Origin of the sequence: Bathymodiolus heckerae thiotrophic gill symbiont (genome assembly GCF_900180345.1) — a bacterium.
Taxonomy (GTDB): domain Bacteria; phylum Pseudomonadota; class Gammaproteobacteria; order PS1; family Pseudothioglobaceae; genus Thiodubiliella.
Genome location: NZ_FXLV01000015.1, coordinates 1 through 26505, shown reverse-complemented (window position 1 = coordinate 26505; position 26505 = coordinate 1). Strand labels below are relative to the sequence as shown.

The following is a 26505-nucleotide window of genomic DNA, read 5'->3' as shown; positions in this document are numbered from 1 at the left end:
TGATAATTCATTGCAATTTCCCGTAGTAAGAAAATAGCAAAGTTTATTACAACTGGCTATTTAATTACAATTAAAATTGCACTTGTTATGTGAATTCAAGAATTATAAATTATGTAGAGGTCTCAAGACAATAAAAAAGGCGCTTAAAGCGCCTTTTTTTATTGTCTTGAGTTTTGATTTAGTTGTTAATCTGCGCCATAACTTCATCTGCAAAATTCTCTTCTTTCTTTTCAATACCTTCGCCGACTTCAAAGCGGATAAACGATTTGATGGTGGCATTGTTTGATTTAAGCAATTCTCCCACGGTTGTGTCTGGATTTTTAACAAAAGCTTGACCTGAAAGTGTTACTTCATTAATGAATTTTTTCATACGACCGCCAATCATTTTTTCAATGATATTGTCTGGCTTGCCAGATTCTCTAGCTTGCTCTATAAAGATTGCTTTTTCTCTTTCTAAAAGCTCGACAGACAATTCATCTTCGCTAATACACTCTGGCTTAGAGGCTGCAATGTGCATGGCAATATCTTTTGCCAGTGTTTCATTGCCACCTTTTAAAACAGTTAGCACAGCAATACGCTCGCCGTGTTTGTAAACACCGATAACGCCATCATTCTCTGCTTGAACAGTATGTACACGACGAATAGATACATTCTCCCCTGTTTTGGCAACAACATCTTCACGGGCTTTCTCAAGTGAATCGCCATTTTCCATTGTTTGTGTTAAAAAAGCATCAATATCAGCAGGAGTCGTCTTTAATGCTAATGTACCTAAAGCGTCAACAAAGCCAATAAATGTCTCGCCTTTAGTCACAAAGTCGGTTTCAGAATTGACTTCTAAAATAGTTGCTGTTTTACCATCAGCACTGGCGTTGACCTTAACCAGACCTTCAGCGGCAATACGACCTGATTTTTTTGCCGCCTTGGCAGCACCTGAGGTGCGCATTAAGTCAATTGCTGCTTCCATATCACCATTGGTTTCGCCCAATGCTTTTTTGCAGTCCATCATGCCTGCACCTGTTCTTTCTCTTAATTCTTTAACCATTAATGCTGTAATAGCCATAATAAGCTCCTAATTTATGTGTGTTGATTTATACGAGTATTTTTTCAATCATTGTAGGCTTAGTATCGCTGGCACCAACCTTAATACCTTGCTCTTTTGCATAATCAGCCAATTCTTCTTTTTTCATTGCATCCAGCACTATTTTGCTTAACTTTTCGCTTTTAACAGGGGCTTCTTTTTTAACAACAACCGCTTTCTCAACAGATTGAGCAACTTCTTTTTCAATAGAGGGTTTATCTACTTTAACCGTTTCTGTTTTCTTAGCAACAGCGTCCTTAACCACAACCTTTTTAACTGTGTTTGCTTTTTTCATTTTTTGCACAGGTGCGGCAACTTTTGCCTCCAAAACTGCATTCGCAATTTCTCTAGCATAGAAGCCAATCGCTCTGATTGAGTCATCATTACCTGGAACGACATAATCAATACCTTCTGGATTGTGGTTAGTATCCACAATACCAATCAGGGGTAAATTTAATTTTTGTGCTTCTTTAACGGCGTTTTTCTCATGACCGATGTCAATCACAAATACCACATCAGGAATGCCACCTAAATCTTTAATACCGCCTAGACTGCGTTCTAATTTTTCCATTTCACGGGTCATCATTAACGCTTCTTTTTTGCCAAATTGGGCAAAGTTTTCTTCTGCCAAAAATTCTAAATCTTTAAGGCGTTTAATTGAGGCTTTAATGGTTTTGTAATTAGTCATCATACCGCCCAACCAACGATGATTAACATAAGGCATACCACAACGAATTGCCTCTTCCTTCATGATGTCGCTTGCTGCACGCTTGGTACCAACAAATAAAATAGAACCACCCGCTGCGACTGTTTTTGATGCAAAATTAAGCACATCATTAAACATCGGTAGGGATTTCTCTAAATTAATGATATGCACACCATTGCGAGTGCCATAAATGTAGCGCTCCATTTTTGGGTGCCAAAAACGACTGCGATGCCCAAAGTGAACACCTGCCTCTAACATTTTTTTCATGCTTGCTTTTGCCATATTATTTTCTCCTGTTTTGGGTTAAAACTTCCGCTTCCCCTATCCATCAACCTTTCTACTGAAAAGCACCCTGATGAATATGTCGGGTTGCGTGATACATTAAAAAAAATTAAGCACCCATAATGTGAGTGCTTAATTCAACTTTTGATTTTTTAGTAAAAATCATAAAACGCAACATTATACCCAAACCTTGCTATAACAACAAGCAACTGGGTGTAATTATACCTTGGCTAACTCTGCACGCATTGCATCAATCGTGACTTTGTAATCATCGGTATTAAAGATTGCAGAGCCAGCAACGAAAGTATCTGCACCTGCTGCTGCGACTTCGCGAATGTTATCAATCTTAACACCGCCATCAATTTCTAAGCGAATGTCCTTACCACTGGCATCAATGAGCTTACGAACTTGACGACATTTCTCTAAAGTGTGGGGGATAAAAGACTGACCACCAAAACCAGGGTTAACTGACATCAATAAAATCATATCTAATTTATCCATCACATTGTCTAAAACTTGGAGTGGTGTTGCTGGATTAAAGACTAAGCCTGCCTTGCAGCCGCTTTCTTTAATCATTCCCAGTGTTCTGTCAATATGCTCAGAGGCTTCTGGATGAAAAGTAACATATGACGCACCCGCAGAAATAAAGTCAGGAATAATCCTGTCCACTGGTTTAACCATTAAATGCACATCAATCGGAGCGGTAACACCATGATTTCTCAGTGCTTCACAAACCAATGGACCAATGGTTAAGTTCGGCACATAATGGTTGTCCATCACATCAAAATGTACAATATCTGCGCCATCACGCAAGACATTATCAACTTCTTCGCCAAGTCTAGCAAAATCTGCCGCCAAAATTGATGGCGCAATAAAATTAGATTGTTTCATTTTTTCTCTCCATTTTAAATAAAATTTATTAAACTACTTCCCGTCATTTCCTCAGGCTGCTCAATATCCATCATCAACAACAGCGTTGGCGCAATATCAGACAATGAACCTGTGCCGGGCTCGGCAATTTCTACTTGTCGATCACTGATAAATAATAATGGCACAGGGTTGTTTGTATGCGCTGTATGCGCTTCGCCCGTTTCAGGGTTAGTCATTTGCTCAGCATTACCGTGGTCAGCGGTAATCAACATCTCTCCATCGATTGAACGCAGTGCTTGATAAACAATGCCTAGACAAGTGTCTACCGTTTCAACTGCTTTAATAGCGGCATCGAGTTTTCCAGAATGCCCCACCATATCAGTATTGGCAAAATTACATATAATTAAATCGTACTTTTGACTTTCAATGTTTTCAACCAATTCATCGGTGAGTTCAAAGGCGCTCATTTCTGGCTTAAGGTCGTAAGTTGCCACATCCGGTGAAGGAATTAACACTCGGTCTTCGCCATAAAATGGACGCTCAATACCGCCATTTAAGAAAAAAGTAACATGGGCATATTTTTCAGTTTCGGCAATTCTAAGTTGTGTCATACCTAGATTAGACAGGTATTTTCCCAAGACATTATTAAGTTTGGCAGAGGGATAGGCTACTGGCAAATTGAATTCTTTTTTATACTCTGTCAAACAAATAAACTGTATCGGCACAAAAGTGCCACGGGAAAACCCTTGAAAGTTTTCATCGGTAAAGGCCTGAGTGATTTGTCTGGCACGGTCTGCACGATAATTCATAAAAATCATCACATCGCCTTTTTTAATTTTTGTTGGTGCTTTAATAACGGTTGATTGCACAAACTCATCCGTTTCGCCACGCGCATACGCCAACTCAATCGCCTCGATGGCGCTTTGTGCTAAAAATTCACCCTTGCCCTTGGCAATCAATTCATAAGCACAACGCACGCGCGACCAGCGATTGTCCCTGTCTAGAGAAAAATATCGACCAATAACGCTGGCTATTTCGCCCACACCCAGTTCGGCAATTTTATCTTCTAATGTTTGAATATAGTTTTTTGCACTTTTTTGTGCACAATCTCTACCATCAGCGGATATATGCAAATAAACCTCTTTGCATCCATATTGTTTGGTCATTTCCAGCATGGCGTGCAGTTGTTCTTCGTGTGAGTGTACGCCGCCGTCGGACAACAGTCCCATAATATGAATCGCCTTATTGTTGTCATTGGCGTATTCTAAGGAATTTTTGAAAATCGGATTTCTAAAAAAATCACCGTTTCCGATGTCGTTTTGAATGCGGGTAAAATCTTGCTTCACTACCCGTCCAGCACCTAAATTAAGGTGCCCCACTTCCGAGTTGCCCATTTGTTCGCCTGGCAAGCCCACTTCTTTACCACTGGTTGAAATTAAAGAATGCGAAAATTGCCCATTGAACTTGTCCCACACCGGTGTATTTGCTTGAGCAATTGCATTGTTTTCTACGACTTCAGAATGCCCCCAACCATCTAAAATAATAAGTACTTTGGTTTGTTTTTTAGATTTCATTAATTACTCTTGTAAGCGTTAAACATTAAATAAGAAGTGCACCACATCGCCGTCTTGTACAATATATTCCTTGCCCTCTGAGCGCAATTTCCCTGCTTCTTTTGCGCCTTTTTCACCACCACATTCGATAAAGTCATCAAAGGCAATAGTCTCAGCACGAATAAAACCTTTTTCAAAATCACCATGAATTTTACCTGCTGCCTTAGGTGCGCTGTCGCCGATATTGATTGTCCAAGCACGCACTTCTTGCACGCCTGCAGTGAAATAAGTCTGCAAACCGAGCAATTGGTAGCCAGCTTTAATCAAACGATCTAAGCCTGATTCATCTTGCCCCATTGAGAGCAAAAATTCTTGTTTTTCATCAGCCTCTAACTCGGCAATTTCTGCTTCAATATCAGCACAAATAGTAACCACTTGTGCGTTTTCTGCTTGTGCGATTTGGGTAATGACTGCTAAATGCAAGTTGTCATCAAAACCGTCTTCGCCAACATTAGCAACATACAAAACAGGCTTGGTGGTTAGCAGTTGAAAGCCTTTTAATAACTTGATTTCTTCCTCGTCAAAAGACAGAGTACGAGCACTTTCCCCATTTTCAAGTGCAGGCAAAATTCGTTCTAACAATGCCTTGAGTGGCAACCCGTCTTTCTGTCCAGATTTGGTATTTTTAAGGGCTTTTTGGTAGAGTTTTTCAACCACGCTTAAATCTGCCAAAATCAATTCTGTGTTGATAATTTCAATATCATCAACAGGGGAAACTTTGCCAGACACATGCACAATATCGTCATCATCAAAAGCACGAACCACATGCACAATCGCATCGGTTTCACGAATATTGGTTAAGAATTGATTGCCCAACCCTTCGCCTTTTGAGGCACCTTCAACCAAACCCGCAATATCAACAAACTCCATTATTGTTGGCAAGATTTTTTTAGGATTAACGATGTCGGCTAATTGCTCTAAGCGCTTGTCATTAATCGGCACAATGCCAACATTTGGCTCAATGGTACAAAATGGATAATTCGCCGACTCAATTCCTGCTTGAGTAAGTGCGTTAAAAAGTGTTGATTTACCTACATTTGGCAGCCCAACAATGCCACATTTAAATCCCATTTTTTGTTCCTATATTTATCATGTTGTATGCAGTGTTTTCATAGCAGATTCAACATCACCTTTGACCACTTGCTTAATCACATTCAACGAATCGGCTAAGGTGTTTTGAATCGCCTCAATTTCTGATTTATTAGGTGTATGCAAGACAAAATCTGCCACCTGAGATTTATCACCCGGATGCCCAATACCAACCCTAAGTCGATAAAAATCATTACTGCCCAATGCCTTAATCGTATCACGAAGCCCGTTATGTCCACCATGTCCGCCGCTAAATTTAATGCGTGCTGTGCCTGGGTCAATATCCAACTCATCATGCGCAATCAAAATCTCATTCGCATCAATTTGATAGAACTTGGCAATACTTTGAATAGATTGCCCAGAACCATTCATATAGGTATTCGGCTTTAATAACCAAACATTTACGCCTGCGATATTGACCTGAGCCACCTCACCAAAGAATTTGGATTCTTTTTTAAAAGTACCTGTATACGAATATGCGAGCGCATCGCAAAACCAAAAACCCACATTATGACGATGCGCTTGATAGTCCTTGCCCGGATTTCCCAGACCAACAATCAGTTTAATCGCCACAATAAATCACGGTTTAAGAGCCTTCGTCTGAATCACCTTTGGCTTTATCATCAGTGCCTTCTTCGCCTTCTGTGCTTTCAGTCTCAACAACCGCTTCTTCAACCATTAACTTCGGTTCTTGAACAGCAACAACACTTTGGTCATGCGCTTCAATATCGCCATGTGTTAATGCCAAAATAACAACGCCTTCTGGCATGGTTATGCCTGTGAAGCTGATGTGCTCACCCATGTCAAGATTGCTAATATCAACCTCGATAGCGTTTGGTAAATTTGCTGGCAAACAGGAAACTTCAATCGCCGTAACAAACTGATTAAGAATTGCACCAAGACGCATTGCCTCGTTGTCTTCCTCGCCAATGAAATGCAATGGAATATTGGTAATAATTTCCTTGTTCATATCGACACGCAAGAAATCCATATGAGTAACAATATTTTTGGTTGGATGACGCTGCAGGTCTTTAATAATAACGGGTTGTATTTTTTTATCAATCGTCAAATCTAATACTGAAGTATAAGTCTCTTCGTTTTCTAAAAGATGGGTTATTTCGTGAACATTTAGCGTAATTGTGCTAGGTTCTTTGCCCGCACCGTAAACGATAGCAGGAACTTGTTGTTGATGACGCAGGCGGCGGCTCGCACCTTTGCCCTGGTCTTTGCGCACTGTGGCGTTAACTATAATACTCATTTTGTTTTCTCCAAAAAATAAAAAAACATCCTTTGATGGATGTCGTCAAGTGATATGTTTTGCGACCAAACACATCAAGCGAGTTATTTTACCCGAAAATTAAACCAAAATAGAAGCTATTAGGGGGGGGTTATCTGGACTTGAGCCAAAATACCAAGGCGACTGTGGCACTAATGCCACTGGCAATAAATAAATCATTAACTGCCAAAACACCTGAAAGAATAAGCAAAGCACCTGAGAAAATAGCCGAGGTTTGCTTATCAGCATTGTCTTTTAGCTGGCTGACAATCGCATCGGTTTGCTTGCTATAAAGACTGCCGATATTCTTCATCTGCTCCATTTGCTTGAATGCATTCAATATCAACTCAGGCAATTCAGGTATTTCTTTTAAAAGTTTTGGTGCTTTTTCTTTTAGTTTTTTAAAGGTATTTTTCATGCTGTATTTTTCTTCCATTAAGTCTTCTAAAAACGGTTTGGCAGTTGCCCATAAATCAAGTTGTGGGTAAAGCTGCCTGCCTAGTCCTTCAATATTTAATAAAGTTTTGTCTAATAATAACAGTTGTGGCTGCACAGTAATGTCAAAATTTTTCGCCTCAGCCATTAAGTCCATTAGCACCTGTCCGAAGGATATTTCATCCAATGACTTCTCAAACATCGGCTCACAAATCCTACCAATCGCCCGCTCAAAAGCACGCACATCAGTGCTGGCACTTGCCCAGCCCGACTCAACATAAGCACTTGCCACACCATGATAATCTTGATTAAAGAATGCCAAGAAAATATCAGCTAAAAAATCCTTATCCGCCTCATCCAACACGCCCATAATACCAAAATCAACGCCAATATAATTGTCGTCTACACCAACAAAAATATTGCCTGGATGCATATCTGCATGGAAAAAATTATGTTTAAACACTTGAGTAAAGAAAATAATCACGCCATCTTCTGCCAATTTTTTCAAATCAACACCATCGGCTTTTAATTTGTCAATATCACCCACTGGCGTACCATAAATGCGTTCGGTGGTTAGCACATCTTCACTGCACAAATCCCAATGCACTTTAGGCACATAGAGCAAATCCGACCCTTGAAAGTTTTCTCGTAATTGGGTAGCATTTTTGGCCTCAGTGAGCATATTAAGCTCCCCTAAAATAATGCTTTCAAACTCAGCAACAATTTCAGTAGGTCGTATTTTTTTACTAATCGGATGCTTGCCAATAAACTTTGCTAAGGCATACATCAGCGCAATATCTCGCTTAATGGCTTTGCCCACATCGGGTCGCACCACCTTGACCACAACCTCATCGCCCTGATGAGTGATGGCCGTATGCACTTGCGCAATAGAGGCACTAGCAAGTGGTTCAATATCAAATTTTTTGAACAATTTATCAGTACTATCGCCAAGTGATTGTTCAATCATTTGTTTGGCTTGTACGCTATCAAAGGCGGGGCAGGCATCTTGCAGTTTGGCCAGTTCATCGCCAATATCAGCAGGCAACAAATCTCGGCGTGTGGACAGAGTTTGCCCAAACTTAATAAAAATTGGACCCAGTTCTTCAAGCGCCAGACGAACACGCTCACCTCTGGTGAGTTTTTTTGTAGGAATGTAGTGCCACGGCGTAAGATACAAGAGTGGCTTGAAACGACTTAAAAAAGAAGCTGAAAGCACTAAAGCATCTATTCGATAGCGCATTAAAATGCGTGAAATACCTATAAATCGAGCTAAATTACGCATTATTGTACCTTTGGACGAATAAGCAGAGTGGTAATTTTATCCTTGATAGAGGTCAAGGGATTGTCTGATGATTTGAATTTTTTTGCCAATTTACCCACTTGATGGGCAACCATATCGCCAGTATATTTAGACAACTCTTCTTCAAAATCAATGTCAACTTGTTGTAATAAATCGACCAATAATTGCGCCGTTTTAACATCGCCGTGAATGATGATTTTATCCTCTCTAAGCAGTTTTGTTAATTCCTCGCCTTGGAGCAACGCCAAAAATACACTAGATTTCAATTTGATATCAACATCAGTAGTCGTGTTGGCATCCGTAGTAACAAAAATACGAGCATTAGTACAAACAAAGCTCACCTCTATCGGTAAATCTTGCAAGGAAAAATACACGACTTTCCCATCTAATAAACTGACATCAATTTGATGCGTTTCTAACAAATAATTTAATGTGCGTTCTAAAATTACGGTTTGCATAAGATAACCTTTAAATTTTAATACCCTTATGCAGCGCCACAATGCCACCTGATAGATTGTGATATTCGCATAATCTAAACCCTGCATCAAGCACCATTTGCTTGAGCGTTTCTTGATCAGGATGTTTGCGAATGGACTCAGCTAAATATTGGTATGAAGCCTCGTCATCGGCGATTATTTTTCCAAGTTGTGGCATTATATTGAATGAATAAAACTCGTAGAATTTTTCCAATAGTGCGATGTCCGTTTTAGAAAATTCTAAAATTAACAAGCAGCCGCCGGGCTTTAAAACACGATACATCTCCCGAATGCATTGGTCTTTGTCGGTAACATTACGCAGACCAAAAGCAATCGATACACAATCAAAAGTATCCTCTGCAAAAGGGATTTGTTCGCCACTGAGTTGTACAAACTCCACGCCTATAACGCCTTTGTTGATTAAGTTCTTACGCCCTTCATTCAGCATTGCGGCGTTAATATCAGAAAGCACCACTTGTCCGCTGTCGCCCACTTTTTGCTTGAAAACACGCGCCAAATCCCCTGTGCCACCAGCAATATCCAGCACCTTGTCACCTGCTTTGACATTTGAGGTGGCAATGGTGTAATGTTTCCATAGTCGATGTGCGCCAAACGACAGCACATCATTCATCAAATCATATTTATTGGCAACCGAATCAAATACGCCACGCACCATACCTTGTTTGTCTTGTGTGGCAACCTCTTGAAAGCCGAAATGTGTAATTTTTTGCGTCATTATTTTTTAGGATAATCTCGGAAATCTGAGCCTGTATAAATTTGCGTTGGTCGGAAAATACGATTATGCCGAACCTGCTCATGCCAATGCGCCACCCAGCCGCTAGAACGCGCCATGGCAAAAATTGGGGTAAAGTGTTTTTTCGGAATTTTGAAAATTTCCGCATACAAAATACCTGAATAAAAATCTACATTTGGATAAACACCTTTTGCGCCGAGCAGCTCTTCACAAACACGCTCCACTTCTAATGCTATTTCAAAACGCCTAGAAAGCACAATATTCGATTTTTTAATATACGCTTCAATCATGGCTTGTAAAATGCTTGCACGAGGGTCTTTAACACTATATTCTCTATGCCCCATCCCCCAAATCACTTGCTTATTTTTCAAACGATTTTCAATATAAGTACGAACCTTTTTAACATCGCCAATTTCATCTAACATATTCAGCACATCCTCATTCGCACCGCCATGTAACGAACCCGCCAAAGTGCCCACTGCCGCCGACACCGAGGCAAATGGATTTGCCAAAGTAGAGGCAGTTACCATTGCCGAAAAAGTGCTGGCATTAATGGTGTGCTCAGCGTGCAAAATCAAACAAGCATCAAATAATTTAACAATCTCCTCATCTGGCTCTTCAGCAAAAGACATATATAAAAAGTTCTGTGCATACGACATTTCTTTACTTGGCGGAATAGGGTCGTAGCCTGACGAAATACGCGCCCACATCGCCACCAGCGTACTCATATTAGCAATAATCTTGGTCAACGCACTCTGAGTATAAGCTGAATTTGGATCCTGTGCACCCGCATCAGGATAAAAAGTCGCCATAGAAGCGATTGCCGTTTGTAACACATCCATCGGATGCCCATTAGCAGGCAACGCCCACATCATCTGACGAATGTCTCGTTTAACCTCATAACGCTGGTGCAATACCCGCTGAAAATCTTCTAGTTCGTTGGCTCTCGGTAATTCCCCGTCCCTAAGCAACATTGCCACCTCTTCAAACGAGCCGTATTTCACCAAATCCTCAATTGAATAACCACGATACGCCAAAATACCGTTTTCACCATCAATCGAAGAAATAGACGATTCTGTTGCTGGAACGCCTGCTAAACCTGGAATATATTCAATCATAATTTATACCTAAAAAATAAGTGCGCAATGGATCGGATGATCGTCACCATAGTGCTCTTTTAACATACTTAATAACTCTTTAGAAAACTCTTGACTTTTGTCTTTTAACTCTCTAAATTTATCATCTTTTAATTCAATATCCTTTCGCTTATCTGCTGTAGAAATTTCTTCTAAAAAATAATCATACAATGCTAGCACCTCAACTGCTTTATCACCAAAAATATACTCAATTCTTTCCAGAGGGGGTTTTTCTAGTAACGCCAAAGTTCTTGTTATTTTACCTGCCCTATTTTCTTGAATAGTTTCGGCAATGACAATAAGTCCACTAAAATAAAGTAGCTTCCTAGAAAAGATAAGCTTAATGTTTCTAATATTTGCCTCTTTACCTTCCTCGCTAATCTTGTACTCAAAATCTGTTGCCATTGTTCGATAAAATCGAATGATATCATTTAACAAAAATTGACTAAGCTTATGCTTAGACACAGTTTCTTTAATATATTCTTTCAATAATTGCTTTCTAAAATTGGTAAAGTTATCTTTCCCATATAAACAACACCCTTCTAGTAAAAATAGTATTCTTCGAATGAGTTTTTGATTGGTATCTTTAACGCCTCCCAAGTTAGTTGTTAATTCGTTAATTTTTATACACTGTTCAAAAGTTCCTGTATCGCCACAAGATTTTTCAACCCCTCCTTGTATAATTTCATTTATCTTTTGACATTCTTCAATAGAGACAAAAGCACCATCTTCTGTCAAAATAAAATAGTCCAAATCAGAACTTTCTGATGCCTCTTTTCTCGCAAACGAGCCTACAGAAACAATACAAAAATCTTCTTTAAAATCTTCTTCTAACGACTTTCTTATATTATTCAATATTTCTTCAGAAAAGTCTTTTGCCACTTCTAATGTTTTATTCCCCACAATTAACACAGTCCAGGCTGATTAAATGAAAATACACTGGGTGTTTTTTCGTGGAGATACTTTTTTCCTATATCTGAACACCTTCCATCAATAGTATAAGAGCGCTTATTATAATTTAAAGCCTCTGCTGGTATATTTTTTAATCTTATGGCGCTTAATTCCTCAAACAAAAATGTGTATTTTTCTTTAAATTTAACTTCAGTCCAATAAAACTCATCAACAAAAACATTTTGATTGCTTAAAACATGCTTTTGGGTAACATTATCTGCATAAATATTAATTTTTTTATTAATAATATCGCGGTAGATACCATCTTTTAACCCCCAAAACTTATCTATTGCACCATATCTTTTTGGTTTTCCAAAAAGTTCTTCAACAATATGAACTGCTTTCGGAATATTAGAATACTTCTCTTCGTTTCTCAAATAGGAATGCGTTCTAATAATACCGTCGATGGTATCTACATTGATTGACCCACTAAGCGCCACAGCATATTTTTCTTGACTCTTATTGTCTAATAGACCAATTAATTTACCTATATCAATCTGATATTTCTTCAATATAGACGCTATTTCTTTACCTAAAGGAGATGTCCCCTGAATAATACTGTTGCTAGCAGAGTGATGAGAAATGCCAAATCTTTTCTTAAAAGCAGGCTCCATACTGTGCGATAACGGAGCATGTCCAATATCATGAAGCAGGGCAGCACACACTAAGTATTTTTCATCATTAAATTTTAGTTTGGACAATTGTGAATATTTAAGTGCCAATGTAGCAACTGACAATGTGTGTGTGTATCTTGAATGTGTTTTATGCTTATTTTTCTTATACAAATAATCAATGGCACCTAAAAATCGTATATCCTTAAGTCTTTCAAATGTTTGGCTATTAATAATCTCCTGATACAGGCTTCCTGCATGCAATTCTTCTAACAGATTTTTATCAATTAAATCTCTAATAGGGTCAATTTTCATATAAGAATTTTAACATATTTACCCACACTGAAAAGACGGCCACACCCACAAGTAGTTTTGGCATTGGGGTTGTGGATGATAAAACGAGCGCCTTGTAAATTTTCTAAATAATCAACGGTTACGCCGACTAAATATTGACGACTCATCGGCTCAACGACCAATTGCACACCGTTATTTTCAACGCTGGAATACCCGCTAAACCTGAAATATATTCAATCATAATTAGTTGCAACCACAAAACTAAAAATTTTACGCATTTTTGCACTTTAATAGCAGTTGTTTTAATGTTGGAGTATTTGGATTTATTCTCTTGCAAATAAATCCAAATATTCACTCATCACAAATAAACGATTTCTATTTTGCCCTGTTATTTCTTTTAAAATTTGTAATTTAACCAAATCTTTTACCAAGTTATTGCTTGCCGCATACTTTAAACCTGAAAACTTTTGCAGTTGTTTCACGCTAACAACTGGGTCGGTATATAAAAATTCTAATATTGTTTTAGCTATTTTTGCCTTTCTGCCCAAGCCAATAATACGAATTTCATACTCATTTTTAAGTTTTAAGATATTTTTCAAAGTGTTTTTAGATTTTTTTGCAGTATTAGTAACGCCTTCCAAAAAAAATATCAGCCATTGATTAATATCATCGCTTTGACGAACCTTGTCCAACGCCTGATAATAAGCTGAACGATTTTTTTCAAAAAAATCAGATAGATATAAAATAGGAGTACTTAAAAACTGTGCTTCTATCAGTTGTAGAATGATAAATAACCGTCCAATTCTCCCATTACCATCTAAAAATGGATGAATAGTTTCAAATTGGTAATGACATAATGCAATCTTTATTAAAATTGGTATTTTATGGTTGTTATGCCAAAAATCCTCCCAATCAAACAACAATTCATCCAAATGTTGATGGTGTGGCGGAATAAAATGCGCTGAATTGATAGAAACACCGCCAATCCAATTTTGCGACACCCTTACTTCGCCTGGGCATTTATTTTTACCGCGCACACCACTTAATAATTGCCGATGAGTTTGTTTTAATAGTCGCAATGAAATCGGCAAATTCTCTAAATTATCAATAGAATCATTCATTGCCTTGATATAATTATGCACCTCGTCCCAATCATCTCTGACTTCTAATTTAATATCAGATTCAGGTAACAAAGCCTCTTGCATATTAGTTTGCGTGCCCTCTATTTTAGAAGAAGCAACAGACTCAGAAAAGATATGCATTTTGATAAAAAAATCAATATCAGGTGTTAATTCGCCATATGCATTTAGCTCGCCCAGTGTTTTAGTTGCCTGCTCTAATACCGTCAATAATTTAGCATTATTCAAATTGTAAGAACGATTTAATAAATTAGGTAAAAAATAATGATATTCTGTTGCCTTATCTTGGTTCTGTGTTTTGAGGCAGCCTGCAGTAAAATGATTCACACAATACCTCTTAAAAAGACAACAAGTTATATTATATTATATTATATCTATTTAAAAGATAATATATTTATTTTTATGTCTATATAATACTTTAAAAAGATAATATAGATTTTTATGTTTTAAATAAAAACAAGTCAGTTATGAGTTTCTATTCTACCCTCATAGTTTTTTTTGAATAGTCACAATTTGTAACCACTTAAAATTACTACTTCTTTAAACAGAAAAGGACGATCCGCAGCCACAAGTGGTTTTGGCATTGGGATTGTGGATGATAAAACGAGCGCCTTGCAAATCTTCTAAATAATCAACGGTTGCACCGATTAAATATTGATAACTCATGGGGTCAACGACTAATTGTACGCCGTTGTTTTCAACACCAGAGTCGCCTTCTTTGTGTTTGTCATCAAAAGTAAAGCCGTAGGAAAACCCCGAACAGCCTCCGCCAGTGATATACACACGCAAACGCAGATTGTCGTTTTTTTCTTCTTGAATGAGGTTAGATACTTTTTTAGCGGCATTGTCGCTAAAAATAATATCTGCTTCTTCTAAGGTTTGTACTGCTTCCATATTTTTCTCCTTTATAGCAATCAAGGCAATAAGCCAATTTGCTCTAATCCTAAATTTTCATCCAATCCAAACATCAGATTCATATTTTGTATGGCTTGCCCTGAGGCACCTTTGACCAAATTATCAATCACTGACATGACAATTAATTTATTACCATCAGGCGCTTTTTGCACAGCGATTTGGCAAAAATTACTTGACTTAACGCTACGAGTCTCGGGTGCTGTTCCAGCGCCAAGCACAACAACAAAATGCTCATTTTTATAAGCGTTCTCAAACACGGATTGTACATCAGTATCGCCATCTAATAAGTCCACATAAAGTGTGGCTTGCATACCACGAATTATTGGCACTAAATGTGGCACAAAAGTTAACCCCACGCTCTCGCCTGCCAACAGCTCTAATTCTTGTTTAATTTCAGGATAATGCCGATGACCGCTCACGCCATAGGCTTTAAATGACTCACTCACCTCGCATAATAGGGTGGCCTGATTAGCACCCCGTCCTGCGCCACTCACACCTGATTTGCAATCAGCAATAATACTAGACAAATCAATCAATTTATTATCAATTAATGGCTTAAGTGCCAGCTGAATGGCAGTTGGATAACAACCGGGGTTGGCAATTAAAGTAGCATTTTTAATTTGTTCACGGTTAACCTCACATAGTCCATAAATTGCCGATGATAATAAATCATCTTGCGTATGCTCTGATCCATACCATTTTTGATACTCAGCCTTATCCTTCAGGCGAAAATCTGCCCCTAAGTCAATCACTTTAATACCTTGTTTAATAAAATCACCCGCATTTTTCATTGCCACGCCGTGTGGAGTGGCAAAAAAGATAACATCGCATTGGTTTAAAATTTCGTCATCGGGTAGCGAAAACACTAAATCGGATTGCCCCACCAAAGAGGGAAACATTTTATCCACTCGTTGTCCAGCCTCCGAACGAGAACTAATGGCAATCACTTCTACCTGTGCATGATTGTGCAATAAACGCAACAATTCAATGCCTGTATAGCCTGTGCCACCGATGATACCTACTTTTATTTTATTCATAATATTTGAAGCTGTTAAATTTAAATTCTTTTTTACCTATCTCTAAATATTTTTGTACTTGATTTTGTTCAGTCCGCACTTTTCTTTTACCCATATCCCTTTTGGTCAATGTTAACAAGACATATGAATATTTATCTTTCTCCAAAATATTTAAAAATAAATTAACAATATATTTTGAATGATCCAATTGTTTCTTCGCTGCTGAAATTGTACCTCCATCTTTAGAATTTTTCAACTCACAAAGTAACAGCCTCTTCTTGTCATGATCAACCAAAACATAATCACAGGCTTTTAGGTTTTTAATTGTTTTGACACAAGGCTTAACAGCCTTCTCTAGTTCAAAATACTCAATTACTTAATTTTCATCAAGTGAAACTAAGTGTTGTTGCTTTTCTCCAAAGATGGTTATAGCATCCTTTTCATTAACTGAGACCTTTGCATAAATATGAATAATCATCAAAAATCCACTTTTCACCCGCTTGGCGATTTTTTAAACCCAGCCTTAGCCCTGCTAGGACAAGGTTTAATAAAATCACCAATCTGGCAAAAATTGAATTTTGCTAATCATCCCTATTTATGCAAAGGTCTCAACTGTATTAAAAAATTTATTCAGTTTAACCATTAAAAGGGCTTCCGTTAACATAATTTCTGGTAATAGCTTGCAAAATTTTATTTTTATCTAAAGTGCTTTTGTCAATAGACAGTCTCCCGTTATTTAATAAATCCCTTTGTTATTGCTCAATAAAAAATTCAATATCAAATACAATATCATTCCATTTTGAGAATAATCCATACAAAGCATAAGCAATATAAGTTTTTCCCGTATTGTTGTCACCAAAAATCAAGGTTAAATCATTAACTTTGATTTCTGCCGATTTTATAGGTTTAAAATTTTCTAACTTAAATTGCATTTAATGCCCCCAGCATCTTCTCAAGATAATGAATGTTCATACCACCTTTGCGGAAAGTTTCGTCTCTCATAATGCGTGCTTGTAAAGGGATATTGGTTTTGATGCCATCAATCACCATTTCATCGAGGGCATTTTGCATTTTGATAATTGCACCCAGTCGGGTGTCGGAAAAAGTAATAAGTTTACCAACCATTGAATCGTAATGAGGCGGCACGGTATAACCGTTGTATATGTGTGAATCAACCCGCACACCTAAACCACCAGCCACATGATATTGGGTAATTTTGCCCGGTGAAGGCATAAAATTGTTAGGGTCTTCGGCATTAATACGGCATTCAACCGCATGGCCCCTGATTTTCACATCATTTTGCGTAAATGAAAGCACTTGTCCATCAGCAATGCATATTTGTTCACGCACAATATCAATACCCGTAATCATCTCAGTAACAGGGTGCTCAACTTGAATACGAGTGTTCATCTCAATAAAATAAAATTCATTGCTCTCAAATAAAAATTCAAAAGTACCAGCGCCACGATAGTTAATCGCCTTACAGGCATCGGCACAAACTTTACCAATTTTATTACGCAATTCAGGAGTGATACCAGGAGCAGGGGCTTCTTCCACTACTTTTTGATGGCGGCGTTGCATTGAGCAATCTCGCTCCCCTAAATGCACTGCGTTACCGTGCTCATCAGCCAAAATTTGGATTTCAATATGCCTAGGCGTGGTTAGGAATTTTTCCATATACACTTCTGCATTGCCAAAAAAACTTAGAGCTTCGGTCTTAGCCAACTCAATAGCAGTGAGCAAATCCGCTATTTTCTCCACCACATGCATACCCCGTCCACCACCACCACCAGAGGCTTTGATGATAATAGGCAGTCCAATTTTATTGGCAATGGCAATATTTTTATTGTCATCTGTACTAAGTCCGCCATCAGAGCCAGGCACACAAGGCACACTTGATCCTTGCATAGCCTCAATAGCGGCAACTTTATCCCCCATAACACGGATGTTTTCAGCACGAGGGCCAATAAAAATAAACCCACTTTCTTCTACTCGCTGTGCAAAATCAGCACTCTCAGATAAAAAGCCGTAGCCTGGATGAATAGCGTCAGCATGGGTTACCTCAGCCGCAGCAATCAGGGCAGGAATGTTTAAATAACTTTGTGCCGAGGAATGCGGGCCAATACAAACAGCCTCGTCCGCTAGACGCACATGCTTAAGGCTTTTATCAGCAGTTGAATACACGGCTACAGTTTTGATGCCGAGCTCTTTACACGCACGCAAAATACGCAACGCAATTTCACCACGATTGGCAATTAAAACTTTATTGATTTTATTCATTTTATAACAACTAATGTTTGTCCAAATTCAACGGCGTCACCATCACTGCACAAGATTTCAGTTACTGTGCCAGACTGATCTGCTTCAATTTGGTTCATGATTTTCATTGCTTCAACAATACAAATAGTGTCGCCTTGATTTACATGCTGTCCAACCTTAACAAATGCCTCAGAAGTTGGCGATGCCGCACCATAGAATGTACCCACCATCGGCGAAGTGATTGGATGTCCATCAACTGTTGCAGTTTCTGCTGTTTCGACAACAGCGGTTGCAGATGCTACCACAGGTGCAGGTGCAGCGACAGGTTGCACAGACGCTGCTACCACAGGTGCATTACCATAACGAGAGATACGAACTGATTCTTTGTCCTCTACAATTTCAATTTCTGCCATGCCAGACTCTTCTAGCAGTTCCATGAGTTTTTTTACTTTACGAATGTCCATTTTTTTTACCTCTTTGTTTTAGTTTGATTGAATATGTTTGAATGCTGCCTCTAGTGCAAATTCATAGCCTTGTGCACCAAAGCCTGAAATTACGCCCTGCGCAATATCTGAAAAATAAGATTGTTGACGAAATTCTTCACGCTTGTAAACATTCGACAAATGTACCTCTGTAAAGACAATACCTACTGCCAATATTGCATCACGCAGTGCAACGGAAGTATGTGTAAATGCTGCGGGGTTGATAATGATATATTTTGTGCCGTTTTTACTGGCAGCATGAATTTTATCAATCAATCCCACTTCTGAATTATCCTGATGGTGTGCCAAAGTAAAGCCTGCATCCCTTGCTAAGGCACTCAAATGTCCAGTAATATCATCCAAGGTTTGCGTGCCATATTGATCTGGCTCACGCATACCAAGCATATTTAGGTTGGGTCCATTAAGTAATAAAATGTCCATCGTTATCTAATACGACTGTGAAATAAAGGCTAATTTTACCACCAATATTGCCGATGTTAGTCGGTTTTATCGACATTTTAAGAGCTACTTTATGTTTTCTAAGTGTTGAAGAAAATCCTGTGCATTAATCTCACCGACAATACGCTGTGAGCGTTTTTCAACGCCATTTTTAAAAAATAAAATACCAGGCGGGCCAATGATATCAAAACGCACCATTAATGCTTTATCAGTCGCATCATTTGCAGTTACATCTGCTTGCAAGGCAATAACATTGCGCATTTTATTAACCACATTGGCATCGGAAAATACAAACCGCTCCAGCTCTTTACAAGTAATACACCAATCTGCATAAAAATCCAGCATTACCACTTGATTATTTCTCTGTGCTTGCACCAGTATCTGGTCTAAATCAGCACCTGATTTTATTTTTTCAAAAGCAATATGTACTTTTTCTACTTGAGCATTTGAGCCATAGCCAGCCAGTGGCGCCAACATATCGCCACCGCCACGAGCAACCAGCCCCCATAATAGAACACCGTACATCAGTATCAATAGCCCAATTCCCTTAAAGATGCGTTGCCATGGGGTTGGCGTGTTGGTAATTGAATTCAGCACACCCATTGCAATTGGCGAGAAAGTGAAGAGTGATGCCCATAATACCAATGAGGTAAATGGCGAAATAATACGGTCTAGCAGCCAAATTGCTACAGCTAACATTAAGACACCAAATACATATTTGACTTTACCCATCCAGCCGCCTGCTTTAGGCAGTTTGCTCACACCAGCACCTACTGCCAGTAGTGGTACGCCCATACCCAAACTCATCACAAACAAGGACAAACCGCCGAGCAGTGCATCGCCCGTTTGACCAATATAAATCAGCGCACCTGCCAATGGCGGTGCAACGCAAGGTCCTACAATCAATGCTGATAAAAAGCCCATAATTGCCACACCAATCAAATGTCCGCTTTCTTGATTGTTACTAATACTGGTGATTTTGCTTTGTAAACTAGAGGGCAATTGAATATCATAATAACCAAACATTGAAAATGCTAAAGCCACAAAAATCAAACTAAACACCACCAACACCCAAGGCGTTTGGAATAATACTTGTAAGTTTTCTCCAAAATACCCCGCCAATACCCCAGCCATCGCATAAGTTGTGCTCATGGCCAGCACAAATACAATAGACATAATCAGTGCTTTTTTGGTGCTAACCTCGCCTTTTTGACCCACAATAATACCTGATAAAATCGGTATCATCGGGAACACACAAGGCGTTAGTGCAAGCAACAATCCAAAGCCGAAGAAGCTCGCCAACACCCACAAAATATCGTCTTGTTGCAACAAGGCAGTAATTTTGTCAGTTTCATTGAGTGGCTCATTATTAGTTTGGCTTGGTACTGGCTTCGCCTGCACCTTGATTGGCTCAGCCACTGCACTCATATTTGCTTCAGGCAAGGCAATATCGGTGGTTTTTTCCAGTGGCGGATAGCACACGCCACCTAACCAACAGCCCTGATATTTAACGCTAACAGTAACGCTTTGAGCGTCCACCTCAGTAAGTAAAATGTCTACTTCTAATAGTCCTTTGTGAACCTCCACTTTACCAAAAAACTCATCGTCCTTGATTTTGCCTTTAGGAAAGGCAAAATCGATAAATTTTGCCCCTTTAATGTCAATCGCAAGTTTGTCATGATAAAGGTAGTATTCTGGGTGTATATTCCAGCTCGCACGCAAGGTATTGGCATCAACTGCCACCACTGAAAAAGCAAACGCCTCATCGGCAGGTATCGGCTCGTCAGAAATTGACGCCGCCTTATCAGCCATTGATTGCATACTAGACTTAGCCTTAGAGAACATATTCAGTGCACCATCAACCAATGATACTTTTTGCCTACCGTCAATATTCAACGACACTGATTTGGTAATCGGCGGATAACACACTCCTAAATCTGCACACCCCTGAAACCCTACCTTTAATACAATAGACTTTGCCTCGCCTGAAAGCACAGGAATCGCAACCAATAAATTATCACGATAAGTACCTACCTTACCAAAAAACTCATCATTTTTGATTTTCGCAATAGGGAAATCTGCCTCCCCCAAACGAACAGAATGATCCGAGGAAATTTTGATTTTTTCTTTATAAAGATAATAACCCTTGGCAATATCCCAACTGAGTAAAACCTTACCATCAACCACCTTAGCTTGGAATGCAAACGCCTTGTCAGCAGGCAATAATTCGTCCGCCGCTTGCGTTAATGGCAAAAATAGTAGTAAAAATAAAGGTAATAAAAATCGCTTCATGTGTTTTCCTCTCAATGTTTCAATATATATTCCTATTGTGTTGCACACTTATGTTATCACAAAAAACAAATTATTTAATATTAATATCAACACCCTGTTTCAGCAGTTGCACCCAATCTTTTGGCGTGGTTTGCTTGCCTTTATTATGCTCAATTTTTGTAACGGCTTAACAAACTTGGACACAAAAATAGCTTCATAATACAAAGAGACCTTTGCAATAAACCCACCAATTCAATAAAAAATTTTAACTTGTTAGATTCTGGAGGTTTTACTGCCATAACCAACAAGAACTAAATAAACCAAAGTGTCACGCTACGCTTAATCCTTGATACAACGAACGCTATAGCCGTTAGTGCGATTATTACTGTTAAAATTAGCATTGGGGAAAGGGTTGACTAATTATAAGTTTATCTTATTGACCTTAAAATTAGCACGCTGATTTAAAATCAATATCACCGATAAATTAAGGCGTTGTGCTAATGCGGTGGCTTTTTTGCTGCCCATTGCCATCATTGCGGTGGCGTAGGCATCTGCTACCATGGTCTGAGGGTGGATAACGCTCACTGATGCCAAATCACTGCTCGCAGGCAGCCCAGTGTTTGGATTAAGAATGTGCATATAGCGTGTGCCTTGCCAGATAAAATAATTGCGATAATTGCCTGAGGTGGCAACCGATTGGTCGTGGAGTTTGAGGGTAATGGGTATGGCATTTACTTTGTTGTCGGGCTGTTCGATGCCCAGCATCCATGCTTTGGCGTGGTTATTACCTAGGACACGCACTTCGCCGCCAATCTCTACCAGATAGTTTTTGGCGTTGAGTAGTTTGGCGATTTCATCAACAGCGTAGCCTTTGGCAATGGCGGATAAGTCAAGGCGAATATCCCTGGTTTTTTTAACAAACTTATCGGTTCCGTCTTTGAGTATTAAATGACGGATAGAGCTGTTATGCAGTGCTTTTTGCACTTGATGGTGGCTAGGTTTTTGCGTGGTTTTATTCACACCAAAGCCCCATATATTAACCAAATGTCCGATACCTGGGTCAAAATAACCGTGAGTTTGTTGGTGGATTTCTTTGGATTTTTTTAGCACATAAAACAACGCATCAGATACGGCTATCCATTGCTGATTGGGCTGTTTATTGAGTAGAGATAATTCAGATGTTGATTCCCAAGTGGAAAATATTTGGTTAATTACCGTTAATCTATCCTCGATGATTTGCTGAGAAATAGTACTGTCACCAATGACTTTTACCGTCCACGAAGTGCCCATGGTGGAGCCAGAGAAGGCACTTGTTTGCGTGTGTTCTCCACACCCACTAAGCAGCAAAAAGGTGAGGATGATAAGGTATAATTTTGTTATGTTTCGATTCATATTTCTTTTTATATTCACTGTAACGGCGCTTTCAAGCATTGCCAACACCAAGAATGATACCCTGAGTACTGAGAATGCACAAAGCTTTGAGGCGTTTTTGGACGATATTCGCACCAAGGCGCATGTGCAAGGTGTATCAAAAGCAACACTTGACCGTGCTTTTATCGGGCTAACGCTCAATCCAAAAGTCATCAAATATGATCGCAATCAGGCAGAGTTTAGTCTAAACTTTTGGCGTTATATTACCTCAAGAGTAAGTAACAATCGCCTAGAAAAAGGCAAGATTAAACTCAAGGAAAACCAAATATTACTAGACACTGTTTACCAAAAATACGGCGTGCCGCCCTCGGTTTTGGTGGCATTTTGGGGACTAGAAACCAACTATGGTAGACATGTGGGCAAGATGAATCTGGTGCGCTCACTGGCAACACTGAGTTTTGATTTGCGTAGGCGTGCATTTTTTACCCGTGAATTATTGGCGTTGCTTAAATTAATTGATGAGGGCAAACTACCGCACGATATAGAGGGGTCTTGGGCAGGGGCGATGGGCAACACGCAGTTTATGCCCAGCAATGTTGCGGCTTATGCCATAGATGCAGACAACGATGGCAAATTGGATTTATGGGGCAGTAAGGCGGATATTTTCCACTCAAGCTCTCATTTCTTGAAGCGCATTGGCTGGCGCAGAGGTGAAAAATGGGGGCATGAAGTAGTCATACCACCTGATTTTGACCCTACTTCAGCAACTTTAAAAATTAAAAAATCAATTAAAAAATGGCAAGAAGCAGGGGTTCGCAATACAAAGGGCGAAGATTTGCCTATATCGTCACTCAAAGCATCGTTGATTTTACCAATGGGGTTTGAAGGTCCTGCGTTTTTGGTGTATCGTAATTTTCACGCCATTCTTAGGTGGAATCGCTCTCTCTTGTATGCTTTATCTGTTGGCCATTTGTCTGATAAATTATTGAACAATCAAACCTTGGTGGCTGAACCGATTACTGAGCCGTCACTAAACCGAGATAATGTTATTTTTATTCAAACCACGCTTAATAATTTGGGGTTTGATACAGGCCAGCCTGACGGTATTTCAGGTCCGAAAACACGCCATGCAACACGCCAATTCCAACAATCTGTGGGGCTTCCAGTGGATGGCTATGTAGGCTATCAACTGCTCCAACAACTTAAAACACCCTAATGGATATTGAGACTTATTTGGGCTTTGATGTGGGCACAAAGCGCACTGGCGTTGCTATTGCTAACAGTCTAACACACACAGCCAGTGGTATTGGTGTGGTTGAAAACAACAAAGATGGCTCTACCAATTTTGCTGGCTTTGATGAGGTTATCAATGCACATAATGTGCATTTATTTGTGCTTGGCCTGCCACTTGATAAAGACGGTAAAGCACAAGAAATGACCTTTATTGCTAAATCATTTGGGTGCAAACTCACCAACAGGTACAACATTAAATGTGTGTTTATTGATGAGTATTTGTCCTCATTTGATGCCAAAAAACAATTAAAATATGACCATTATCATCCAAACGCAAAGCGTGGCGATGTTGATAAAAAATCATCACAGTTAATATTACAAACATGGCTCAATGAAAAAAGATTTGATTAGTAATGATATTCAGCTGGATTCTTCTGGCAAGCTAATCCATTTATTAGGACTTAAAGGTCTTTCTAAAAATCATTTAACACATATTTTGGATGTTGCCGATAGTCTAATTGACAACCAAGGCAATCTCAAAAAATCTAAAGCGCTGGACGATATGAGTGTGGCGAATTTGTTTTTTGAGCCATCAACCCGCACCCGAAACACTTTTGAAATTGCCGCTATGCGCAGTAGTGCCAATGTGATTAATGTGGACCTTGCCAATTCAGCCCTGAAGAAAAACGAGGATTTGCTTGATACCATGCGCACGCTTCAAGCCATGCAAATCGATATGTTTGTTATTCGCCACAAACAAAGTGCTTTGCCGCATTATGTGGCTGAAAATATTGATAATGTCTCTATCCTAAATGCTGGCGATGGCATTAACGCACACCCAACGCAAGCGTTATTAGATATGCTTACTATTCGCCAACACAAGAAAAGTTTCGAGAATCTCTCAGTGGCAATTGTGGGCGATATTGTGCATTCACGCGTAGCACACTCTAACATCCAAGCGCTCAAAACCTTAGGCACAACTGATGTCCGCTTAGTAGCGCCAGCAGGACTACAATATAATGATGACAGTTGCAGCTTACGGCGTGTTGATGATATTGAAATGGGGATTAAAAATTGTGATGTAGTGATAGCGCTGCGCCTGCAAAAAGAACGCATGTTAGAGGCTGATATTCCTAACGAGCAAGAATATTTTGATAATTATGGGCTAACGCCTGAACGCCTAGCACTGGCCAAGCCCGATGCCATTGTTATGCACCCTGGGCCGATTAATCGTGGGGTTGAGATTGATTCGTCTGTTGCTGATAGCAATCAGTCTGCTATCCTTCAGCAAGTTACCAACGGTATCGCTGTGCGTATGGCGATAATGGAAATCCTTGCTGGGAAATCATAAAATATGAAAAACTTAATCGACTACGATGAATTCAAAAACACCCTACATCACTTAAATACTGATGACACGATTGCCGGTGCGCATGGTATTTTGTGTGGTTTTTCCTGTGTTAAGCCCGACCTTTCTCTGGACGATTGGCTGAACGAAGTGCTAGTGAGCGTTGATTTTGACAACCTTAATGAAAAATCTGCCCACCAACAACTGGCACAAATCTACAACAACACGCTATCACAACTTGGCGATGAAACACTTAACTTTCAACTATTAATCGCTGATGAAAATTGCAAACTTGCAGAACAAGCCGATACGCTTATTCAGTGGTGTCAGGGATTTTTACTTGGACTGGGACTAAAAAAAATCTCCACCAACGATGAAGATGTGCTGGAAATGATTAAAGATTTTAGCGAAATATCCAAACTTGATATTGGCGTATTAGACAGCGAACAAAACGCACAGGACTTAAATGAAATTATCGAATTTGTGCGTATGGGTACTTTACTTATTCAAGAAACCCTACAGCCCTCTAAGCAAGACTACATCTCACCAGACACCCTTCATTAAGCCTAATTGGCGCAATATATTGGTGTATTAGATACTACGCTTTAGAAGCCTTCTAAAGCGATGGTGTTGCAAAATACTTATAATTTGCTATCATAGAAGCACAATACAATAAGTATTTGAAACGAAAAAGGAGGTAGCCGTCTAACTTAAACTTGGGGAGAATAAAAACAAACGACTACCTATTAGAGAATCACAAAACCTCTTAAATCAGAGAAGTAATTGTCTAAATATTATTATATCATTATAAAATAATACAATAATAAAGTTTTATAGATTTATTTGGTGTTTATAAAGTTAATGAATAGACAAAAAAAACCCCTGCCAAGGCAGGGGTAAAGAGGAAACTAGTATGCCACCATTTTTATCTCTTGAGGAGAGGATAAATTCTTGGGGGAGAATGGTGACATACAAAAATTATATCATAGTTTTATTATATAAATAAATTATAATATACTTTTCTGACGCCAAGAAAATCAATTGTTACTTGTAAGAGGCCGAACCTCTTACATAAGTTTTTCAAATCCAAAAAAAACCTGCATAAGGCACAGGCTTTTAAAAATATGGTGGCCACACCTAG

General features: G+C 39.1%; 27 protein-coding genes and 2 pseudogenes. 5 read left to right on the top strand and 24 right to left on the bottom strand.

The window, feature by feature from the left end:
* Positions 1–178 precede the first annotated feature (178 nt).
* The 18 genes and pseudogenes from tsf to CRYPD_RS03100 all read right to left on the bottom strand — a co-directional run bounded on the left by tsf (position 179) and on the right by CRYPD_RS03100 (position 16236).
* Entirely contained in the window at positions 179–1060 is an 882-nt protein-coding gene (gene tsf / locus CRYPD_RS03185) for a translation elongation factor Ts (protein ID WP_138146130.1), read from the bottom strand.
* Positions 1061–1388: 328 nt separating this feature from the next.
* Positions 1389–2066: pseudogene (gene rpsB / locus CRYPD_RS03180) on the bottom strand (30S ribosomal protein S2); the annotation flags it as partial.
* Between the two features lie 219 nt (positions 2067–2285).
* Positions 2286–2957 (bottom strand): ribulose-phosphate 3-epimerase, encoded by a 672-nt coding sequence (gene rpe, locus CRYPD_RS03175; protein ID WP_138146128.1) that lies wholly within the window; start codon positions 2955–2957, stop codon positions 2286–2288.
* A 14-nt stretch (positions 2958–2971) separates the two neighbouring features.
* Positions 2972–4510, bottom strand: a complete 1539-nt coding sequence (gene gpmI / locus CRYPD_RS03170) for a 2,3-bisphosphoglycerate-independent phosphoglycerate mutase (protein ID WP_138146127.1) — start codon at positions 4508–4510, stop codon at positions 2972–2974.
* A gap of 18 nt (positions 4511–4528) precedes the next feature.
* Positions 4529–5620 (bottom strand): redox-regulated ATPase YchF, encoded by a 1092-nt coding sequence (ychF, locus tag CRYPD_RS03165; RefSeq protein ID WP_138146126.1) that lies wholly within the window; start codon positions 5618–5620, stop codon positions 4529–4531.
* Between the two features lie 18 nt (positions 5621–5638).
* Complete coding sequence (gene pth / locus CRYPD_RS03160) at positions 5639–6211, bottom strand: aminoacyl-tRNA hydrolase (protein WP_171004296.1); 573 nt, start codon at positions 6209–6211, stop codon at positions 5639–5641.
* Positions 6212–6224: 13 nt separating this feature from the next.
* Positions 6225–6896, bottom strand: a complete 672-nt coding sequence (locus CRYPD_RS03155) for a 50S ribosomal protein L25/general stress protein Ctc (protein WP_138146124.1) — start codon at positions 6894–6896, stop codon at positions 6225–6227.
* Positions 6897–7026: 130 nt separating this feature from the next.
* On the bottom strand, positions 7027–8631 hold the full coding sequence (ubiB, locus tag CRYPD_RS03150) for a ubiquinone biosynthesis regulatory protein kinase UbiB (RefSeq protein ID WP_138146123.1): 1605 nt from the start codon (positions 8629–8631) through the stop codon (positions 7027–7029).
* Positions 8631–9107, bottom strand: coding sequence for a ubiquinone biosynthesis accessory factor UbiJ (locus CRYPD_RS03145; RefSeq protein WP_171004295.1), 477 nt, complete (start codon positions 9105–9107; stop codon positions 8631–8633). Before CRYPD_RS03145 ends, ubiB begins: the two co-directional genes overlap by 1 nt.
* 10 nt (positions 9108–9117) lie before the next feature.
* Entirely contained in the window at positions 9118–9861 is a 744-nt protein-coding gene (gene ubiE / locus CRYPD_RS03140) for a bifunctional demethylmenaquinone methyltransferase/2-methoxy-6-polyprenyl-1,4-benzoquinol methylase UbiE (protein WP_138146121.1), read from the bottom strand.
* Positions 9861–10997 (bottom strand): citrate synthase, encoded by a 1137-nt coding sequence (locus tag CRYPD_RS03135; RefSeq protein WP_138146120.1) that lies wholly within the window; start codon positions 10995–10997, stop codon positions 9861–9863. The genes ubiE and CRYPD_RS03135 overlap by 1 nt, the downstream gene beginning before the upstream one ends.
* Before the next feature lie 9 nt (positions 10998–11006).
* Positions 11007–11927 carry a nucleotidyltransferase domain-containing protein gene (locus tag CRYPD_RS03130; protein ID WP_138146119.1) on the bottom strand — a complete coding sequence of 307 codons (921 nt, stop codon included), beginning with the start codon at positions 11925–11927 and terminating at the stop codon, positions 11007–11009.
* Positions 11921–12892 (bottom strand): HD domain-containing protein, encoded by a 972-nt coding sequence (locus tag CRYPD_RS03125; RefSeq protein ID WP_138146118.1) that lies wholly within the window; start codon positions 12890–12892, stop codon positions 11921–11923. Before CRYPD_RS03125 ends, CRYPD_RS03130 begins: the two co-directional genes overlap by 7 nt.
* Positions 12889–13071: pseudogene (locus tag CRYPD_RS03120) on the bottom strand (iron-sulfur cluster assembly accessory protein); the annotation flags it as partial. The pseudogene CRYPD_RS03120 and the gene CRYPD_RS03125, both read right to left, overlap by 4 nt.
* A 123-nt stretch (positions 13072–13194) precedes the next feature.
* Positions 13195–14337, bottom strand: coding sequence for a Fic family protein (locus CRYPD_RS03115; protein ID WP_138146116.1), 1143 nt, complete (start codon positions 14335–14337; stop codon positions 13195–13197).
* A 213-nt stretch (positions 14338–14550) separates the two neighbouring features.
* Positions 14551–14904 (bottom strand): iron-sulfur cluster insertion protein ErpA, encoded by a 354-nt coding sequence (gene erpA / locus CRYPD_RS03110; protein ID WP_138146115.1) that lies wholly within the window; start codon positions 14902–14904, stop codon positions 14551–14553.
* Between the two features lie 20 nt (positions 14905–14924).
* Positions 14925–15962 carry an N-acetyl-gamma-glutamyl-phosphate reductase gene (argC, locus tag CRYPD_RS03105; protein WP_138146114.1) on the bottom strand — a complete coding sequence of 346 codons (1038 nt, stop codon included), beginning with the start codon at positions 15960–15962 and terminating at the stop codon, positions 14925–14927.
* Complete coding sequence (locus CRYPD_RS03100; RefSeq protein WP_138146113.1) at positions 15955–16236, bottom strand: hypothetical protein; 282 nt, start codon at positions 16234–16236, stop codon at positions 15955–15957. The genes argC and CRYPD_RS03100 overlap by 8 nt, the downstream gene beginning before the upstream one ends.
* 171 nt (positions 16237–16407) lie before the next feature.
* On the opposite strand from CRYPD_RS03100, the gene CRYPD_RS03095 reads away from it, so the two are divergent.
* A complete protein-coding gene (locus CRYPD_RS03095; protein ID WP_138146112.1) occupies positions 16408–16587 on the top strand; it encodes a hypothetical protein in 180 nt (59 codons plus the stop codon).
* A gap of 106 nt (positions 16588–16693) precedes the next feature.
* On the opposite strand, the gene CRYPD_RS03090 is transcribed toward CRYPD_RS03095, so the two are convergent.
* From CRYPD_RS03090 to CRYPD_RS03065, 6 genes are all read right to left on the bottom strand, one after another.
* Positions 16694–16873, bottom strand: a complete 180-nt coding sequence (locus CRYPD_RS03090) for an AAA family ATPase (protein WP_138146111.1) — start codon at positions 16871–16873, stop codon at positions 16694–16696.
* Positions 16863–18221 (bottom strand): acetyl-CoA carboxylase biotin carboxylase subunit, encoded by a 1359-nt coding sequence (accC, locus tag CRYPD_RS03085; protein WP_138146110.1) that lies wholly within the window; start codon positions 18219–18221, stop codon positions 16863–16865. The genes CRYPD_RS03090 and accC overlap by 11 nt, the downstream gene beginning before the upstream one ends.
* Positions 18218–18664 carry an acetyl-CoA carboxylase biotin carboxyl carrier protein gene (gene accB / locus CRYPD_RS03080; RefSeq protein WP_138146109.1) on the bottom strand — a complete coding sequence of 149 codons (447 nt, stop codon included), beginning with the start codon at positions 18662–18664 and terminating at the stop codon, positions 18218–18220. Before accB ends, accC begins: the two co-directional genes overlap by 4 nt.
* An 18-nt stretch (positions 18665–18682) precedes the next feature.
* Positions 18683–19123 carry a type II 3-dehydroquinate dehydratase gene (aroQ, locus tag CRYPD_RS03075; RefSeq protein WP_138146108.1) on the bottom strand — a complete coding sequence of 147 codons (441 nt, stop codon included), beginning with the start codon at positions 19121–19123 and terminating at the stop codon, positions 18683–18685.
* A gap of 84 nt (positions 19124–19207) precedes the next feature.
* Complete coding sequence (locus tag CRYPD_RS03070) at positions 19208–21433, bottom strand: protein-disulfide reductase DsbD (RefSeq protein WP_138146107.1); 2226 nt, start codon at positions 21431–21433, stop codon at positions 19208–19210.
* A gap of 399 nt (positions 21434–21832) precedes the next feature.
* On the bottom strand, positions 21833–22804 hold the full coding sequence (locus tag CRYPD_RS03065; protein ID WP_138146106.1) for an FAD:protein FMN transferase: 972 nt from the start codon (positions 22802–22804) through the stop codon (positions 21833–21835).
* Here CRYPD_RS03065 and CRYPD_RS03060 point away from each other — a divergent pair.
* From CRYPD_RS03060 to CRYPD_RS03045, 4 genes are read left to right on the top strand one after another with little or no spacing between them, the layout of a single operon-like run.
* Positions 22791–23999: a lytic murein transglycosylase gene (locus tag CRYPD_RS03060; protein WP_138146105.1), complete on the top strand. Its 1209-nt coding sequence runs from the start codon at positions 22791–22793 to the stop codon at positions 23997–23999. The genes CRYPD_RS03065 and CRYPD_RS03060 overlap by 14 nt on opposite strands.
* Positions 23999–24427, top strand: coding sequence for a Holliday junction resolvase RuvX (gene ruvX, locus CRYPD_RS03055; protein ID WP_138146104.1), 429 nt, complete (start codon positions 23999–24001; stop codon positions 24425–24427). The genes CRYPD_RS03060 and ruvX overlap by 1 nt, the downstream gene beginning before the upstream one ends.
* Positions 24408–25367 carry an aspartate carbamoyltransferase catalytic subunit gene (locus CRYPD_RS03050; protein ID WP_138146103.1) on the top strand — a complete coding sequence of 320 codons (960 nt, stop codon included), beginning with the start codon at positions 24408–24410 and terminating at the stop codon, positions 25365–25367. The genes ruvX and CRYPD_RS03050 overlap by 20 nt, the downstream gene beginning before the upstream one ends.
* A gap of 3 nt (positions 25368–25370) precedes the next feature.
* Positions 25371–25928 (top strand): UPF0149 family protein, encoded by a 558-nt coding sequence (locus tag CRYPD_RS03045; protein WP_138146102.1) that lies wholly within the window; start codon positions 25371–25373, stop codon positions 25926–25928.
* Positions 25929–26505 lie beyond the last annotated feature (577 nt).

Bases quoted from the DNA above. Each gene is read 5' to 3' on its own strand.
- ubiB (WP_138146123.1), bottom strand. From the start codon at position 8,631: ATGCGTAATTTAGCTCGATTTATAGGTATTTCACGCATTTTAATGCGC.
- rpe (WP_138146128.1), bottom strand. From the start codon at position 2,957: ATGAAACAATCTAATTTTATTGCGCCATCAATTTTGGCGGCAGATTTT.
- CRYPD_RS03065 (WP_138146106.1), bottom strand. From the start codon at position 22,804: ATGAATCGAAACATAACAAAATTATACCTTATCATCCTCACCTTTTTG.
- CRYPD_RS03095 (WP_138146112.1), top strand. From the start codon at position 16,408: ATGAATAATCATCAAAAATCCACTTTTCACCCGCTTGGCGATTTTTTA.
- ruvX (WP_138146104.1), top strand. From the start codon at position 23,999: ATGGATATTGAGACTTATTTGGGCTTTGATGTGGGCACAAAGCGCACT.
- tsf (WP_138146130.1), bottom strand. From the start codon at position 1,060: ATGGCTATTACAGCATTAATGGTTAAAGAATTAAGAGAAAGAACAGGT.
- CRYPD_RS03155 (WP_138146124.1), bottom strand. From the start codon at position 6,896: ATGAGTATTATAGTTAACGCCACAGTGCGCAAAGACCAGGGCAAAGGT.
- accC (WP_138146110.1), bottom strand. From the start codon at position 18,221: ATGAATAAAATCAATAAAGTTTTAATTGCCAATCGTGGTGAAATTGCG.
- CRYPD_RS03050 (WP_138146103.1), top strand. From the start codon at position 24,408: ATGAAAAAAGATTTGATTAGTAATGATATTCAGCTGGATTCTTCTGGC.
- ychF (WP_138146126.1), bottom strand. From the start codon at position 5,620: ATGGGATTTAAATGTGGCATTGTTGGGCTGCCAAATGTAGGTAAATCA.
- erpA (WP_138146115.1), bottom strand. From the start codon at position 14,904: ATGGAAGCAGTACAAACCTTAGAAGAAGCAGATATTATTTTTAGCGAC.
- CRYPD_RS03060 (WP_138146105.1), top strand. From the start codon at position 22,791: ATGTTTCGATTCATATTTCTTTTTATATTCACTGTAACGGCGCTTTCA.
- gpmI (WP_138146127.1), bottom strand. From the start codon at position 4,510: ATGAAATCTAAAAAACAAACCAAAGTACTTATTATTTTAGATGGTTGG.
- accB (WP_138146109.1), bottom strand. From the start codon at position 18,664: ATGGACATTCGTAAAGTAAAAAAACTCATGGAACTGCTAGAAGAGTCT.
- CRYPD_RS03090 (WP_138146111.1), bottom strand. From the start codon at position 16,873: ATGCAATTTAAGTTAGAAAATTTTAAACCTATAAAATCGGCAGAAATC.
- CRYPD_RS03145 (WP_171004295.1), bottom strand. From the start codon at position 9,107: ATGCAAACCGTAATTTTAGAACGCACATTAAATTATTTGTTAGAAACG.
- CRYPD_RS03125 (WP_138146118.1), bottom strand. From the start codon at position 12,892: ATGAAAATTGACCCTATTAGAGATTTAATTGATAAAAATCTGTTAGAA.
- CRYPD_RS03135 (WP_138146120.1), bottom strand. From the start codon at position 10,997: ATGATTGAATATATTCCAGGTTTAGCAGGCGTTCCAGCAACAGAATCG.
- ubiE (WP_138146121.1), bottom strand. From the start codon at position 9,861: ATGACGCAAAAAATTACACATTTCGGCTTTCAAGAGGTTGCCACACAA.
- CRYPD_RS03045 (WP_138146102.1), top strand. From the start codon at position 25,371: ATGAAAAACTTAATCGACTACGATGAATTCAAAAACACCCTACATCAC.
- CRYPD_RS03070 (WP_138146107.1), bottom strand. From the start codon at position 21,433: ATGAAGCGATTTTTATTACCTTTATTTTTACTACTATTTTTGCCATTA.
- argC (WP_138146114.1), bottom strand. From the start codon at position 15,962: ATGAATAAAATAAAAGTAGGTATCATCGGTGGCACAGGCTATACAGGC.
- aroQ (WP_138146108.1), bottom strand. From the start codon at position 19,123: ATGGACATTTTATTACTTAATGGACCCAACCTAAATATGCTTGGTATG.